Annotated in this window: 4 protein-coding genes; all 4 read right to left on the bottom strand. The window is 72.8% G+C overall.

Translation table 11 applies throughout. The features are described from left to right. Positions 1-27: 27 nt before the first annotated feature. Positions 28-960: an ROK family glucokinase gene (locus ACWCSD_RS50960; RefSeq protein ID WP_364331702.1), complete on the bottom strand. Its 933-nt coding sequence runs from the start codon at positions 958-960 to the stop codon at positions 28-30. A 13-nt stretch (positions 961-973) separates the two neighbouring features. Further along, positions 974-1,369, bottom strand: a complete 396-nt coding sequence (locus ACWCSD_RS50955; RefSeq protein ID WP_357967786.1) for a DUF5304 family protein — start codon at positions 1,367-1,369, stop codon at positions 974-976. A gap of 39 nt (positions 1,370-1,408) precedes the next feature. Continuing rightward, on the bottom strand, positions 1,409-2,572 hold the full coding sequence (locus ACWCSD_RS50950) for an ArsA family ATPase (RefSeq protein ID WP_358294108.1): 1,164 nt from the start codon (positions 2,570-2,572) through the stop codon (positions 1,409-1,411). Further along, positions 2,569-2,835 (bottom strand): DUF2505 family protein (locus ACWCSD_RS50945; RefSeq protein ID WP_449926836.1); only part of this gene is annotated, 267 nt, incomplete at its 5' end. The genes ACWCSD_RS50945 and ACWCSD_RS50950, both read right to left, overlap by 4 nt.

The raw sequence follows: 2,835 nt of genomic DNA, 5'->3' as shown, positions 1-2,835 counted from the left end.
GGACGGGGGAACCACGGCCGGCACGCGCTAGCGCCGCCTGGCCAGGTCGGCGGCCCCGACCACCCCCGCGGACGCGCCCAGCTCGGCCAGCCGGATGTCGGCGAGCGGCCGGTGGCCGTGGCCGGTGAGCTGCCTGGCGAACACCTCGCGGGCCTCGTCGAGGAACAGGTCGGCGGCCCGGGAGACGCCGCCGCCGACGATGAAGCAGCCGGGGTCGAGCACGGCGGCCAGGTCGGCCATGCCCTGCCCGAGCCAGTCGGCCAGGCTGCGGAAGGCGGCCAGCGAGGCCTTGTCGCCCAGCCGGGCGGCCTCGGTCACCTCTTCGCCCTCGATCCGGCCGCCGGCCAGGCCGAGCAGGATCTCGGCGCGGTCGGGCTGCCGGGCGGCGATCTCCCTGGCCTCCTTGACCAGGGCCTGGCCGCTGGCGTACTGCTCCCAGCAGCCGATGTTGCCGCAGCCGCACACCCGTCCGTCGGGCACGACCTGCATGTGGCCGAGCTCGGCGCCCATGCCCCAGCGGCCGCGGTAGAGGGCGCCGTCGATGACGATGCCGCCGCCGATGCCGGTACCGAGCGTCAGGCAGACCACGTGGGACTGGCCGCGCCCGGCGCCGAACCTGGTCTCGCCCCAGGCCATGGCGTTGGCGTCGTTCTCGATCACGACGGGCAGGCCGACCAGGTCGCCGATCTTCTTCTGCAGCGGCTCCTCGCGCCAGGCGAGGTTGGGGGCGAAGCGCACGATCGAGCGGGTCTCGTCGACGAACCCGGCCGCGCCGACGCCTACCGCCTCGACGTCCCTGCCCTGCGACAGCTCGCGGACGACGTCCGCGACCGTGTCGGCGACCACGTCGGGCCGGTCGGCCGCGGTCGGCCTGAGCGTGTGTTCGACGATCTCGCCGTTGTCGTCGACCACGCCCGCGGCGACCTTGGTACCGCCGATGTCGACACCGATCGTGAGCATGCCGCGTGTCTCCCTATCCCAGATCTATGTGTTCCACGTCGCCGCGATCGCGGTCACGGGTGTCGCGCGGCCCGCGGGGGGCGGGCCTGCTCAGCGCGTCGAACGCCCCGCGCACCGCGGCGAACAGCTCGCCGCCCGCGGCCACCAGGTGGCCGGTCACGTCGGAGCCCGACTCCCGCTGCGCCGCGATCGCCCGGCACACCGGGCAGGCGCGGCAGATGTACTCGTCGTGGGGCTCGGACACCGCCTCGCTCCACACGTCCCGCTCCTTGCGGGCGCCGCCGCCCGTGAAGGAGTTGTAGACGGTCTTGCCGACCTGGCGCGTGGCGCGCCCCTGGATCGTCTCGAACAGCTTGCGCGCCTCGTCGGCCACGGTGCCGATGGGGTCTCTGTCGTTGTTCTCGGTCATCTGGCCCTCCCTGCGTATGGTTCGCTCATCCTGCTCAACTCATTCGGAGCCGGATTCGCTCCCCACACTGAACCGTATTCTCAGCGCGCCGTCGCGGAGCACGGCGGAGCCGATCTTCCTGCGGGCCAGCGCCGCGGGCAGCGCCAGGATCCTGCGGTACGGGCCGGCGGTGATGATGAGCTCGTCGCCCTTGCGGGCCAGGTCGACGTCGTCATGGTCGGCCCCTGGGAGGGCGAGCGTCAGCTCGTCGGCGCTGAGCCGCAGCGGCGGCTCGACGGCGGGCGCCGCGAACGGGTCGGTGTCCCCGTAGACGGAGGCGCCCACCTCGGCCAGCGCGCGCCGACCCACCGGCTCGGCGGGCAGGTAGGGAACGGTGTGGACGGGCAGCGGCGCGAACGACTCCTCGGCCTCGGCCAGCAGCCTGGCCTGGGCGCTCACCCAGTTGGCCCGCCACTCGTCGGCGCCGCCGGCCGGGAAGACGCGGTTGGCGATGACGGCGTCGACGCGGTAGCCGTACAGGTTGAGCGAGGTGAGGGTGCGCCTGGCCTCGGCGAGCACCACGGCCTCGGGGGTGAGCACGAGCCGCACGGACGCGCTGTCGCCGGTGAGCAGCTCGCGCACCTCCATCAGCCCGCGGTGGAACCGCTCGGCGGCGTTCATGACGTCGTCGCCCGGCGCGCTGACCCGGGCCACGCTGCGCATGAACGGCGAGACGACCTTGACCAGCTTGCGGCCGACCGGCATGAGCCTGGTGACGTGCCAGTCGAGCGCCTCGGGCAGGGCCAGCAGCCGCAGCGTCTCGGCGGTGGGGGCGCAGTCGATGACGATGACGTCCCAGGCGCCGTGGCGGGCGTGCTCGCGCAGTTCGAGCAGGGCGATGACCTCCTCGGCGCCGGGCAGGACAGTGATCTCCTCGGAGGTGATCTCGTCGAGGCCGAGCTCGGTGAGCACGCCCCTGGCGTAGTGCTGCAGGTCGCCCCAGTGGCGCTCCAGGGTCTTCTGCGTGTCGACCTGGTGCAGGTGGAGGCCCGGCGCGATCTCGCCGGGCTCGACGGCGAGCGCGTCGGCCAGCGAGTGGGCGGTGTCGGTGGAGACGATCAGCGTCTTGAGCCCGCGTTCGGCGGCCAGCGTGGCGGTCGCGGCGGCGGCGGTGGTCTTGCCCACGCCGCCCTTGCCGGTGAAGAGCAGGACCCGGGGGCTCACCGGGTACGGCCCTCGACGCGCTTCTTCAGCCCCTTGAGCGCGGTGTCCACGATCACCTTCTCGGCCTTGCGCTTGATCATCCCGATCATGGGCACCGTGAGGTCGACGGTGAGCTCGTACGTCACGTCGGTGCCACTGCCCGTCTCGGCGAGCTGGTAACTTCCGCGCAGGTCGCCGACCATCTTGCCCGGCTCGACCACCTGCCAGCGCACGTTGTCGTCGCCGTCCCAGGTGTAGGCCAGGGTGTAGGTGTCGTTGATCAC

The sequence above is a fragment of the Nonomuraea sp. NPDC001684 genome (assembly GCF_053596515.1).
The sequence above is the reverse complement of the archived record's forward strand: the minus strand, read 5'-3'. Positions and strand labels throughout refer to the sequence as shown.

Coding starts and splice junctions, on each gene's coding strand:
- ACWCSD_RS50960 (WP_364331702.1), bottom strand. CDS start 960: ATGCTCACGATCGGTGTCGACATCGGCGGTACCAAGGTCGCCGCGGGC.
- ACWCSD_RS50955 (WP_357967786.1), bottom strand. CDS start 1,369: ATGACCGAGAACAACGACAGAGACCCCATCGGCACCGTGGCCGACGAG.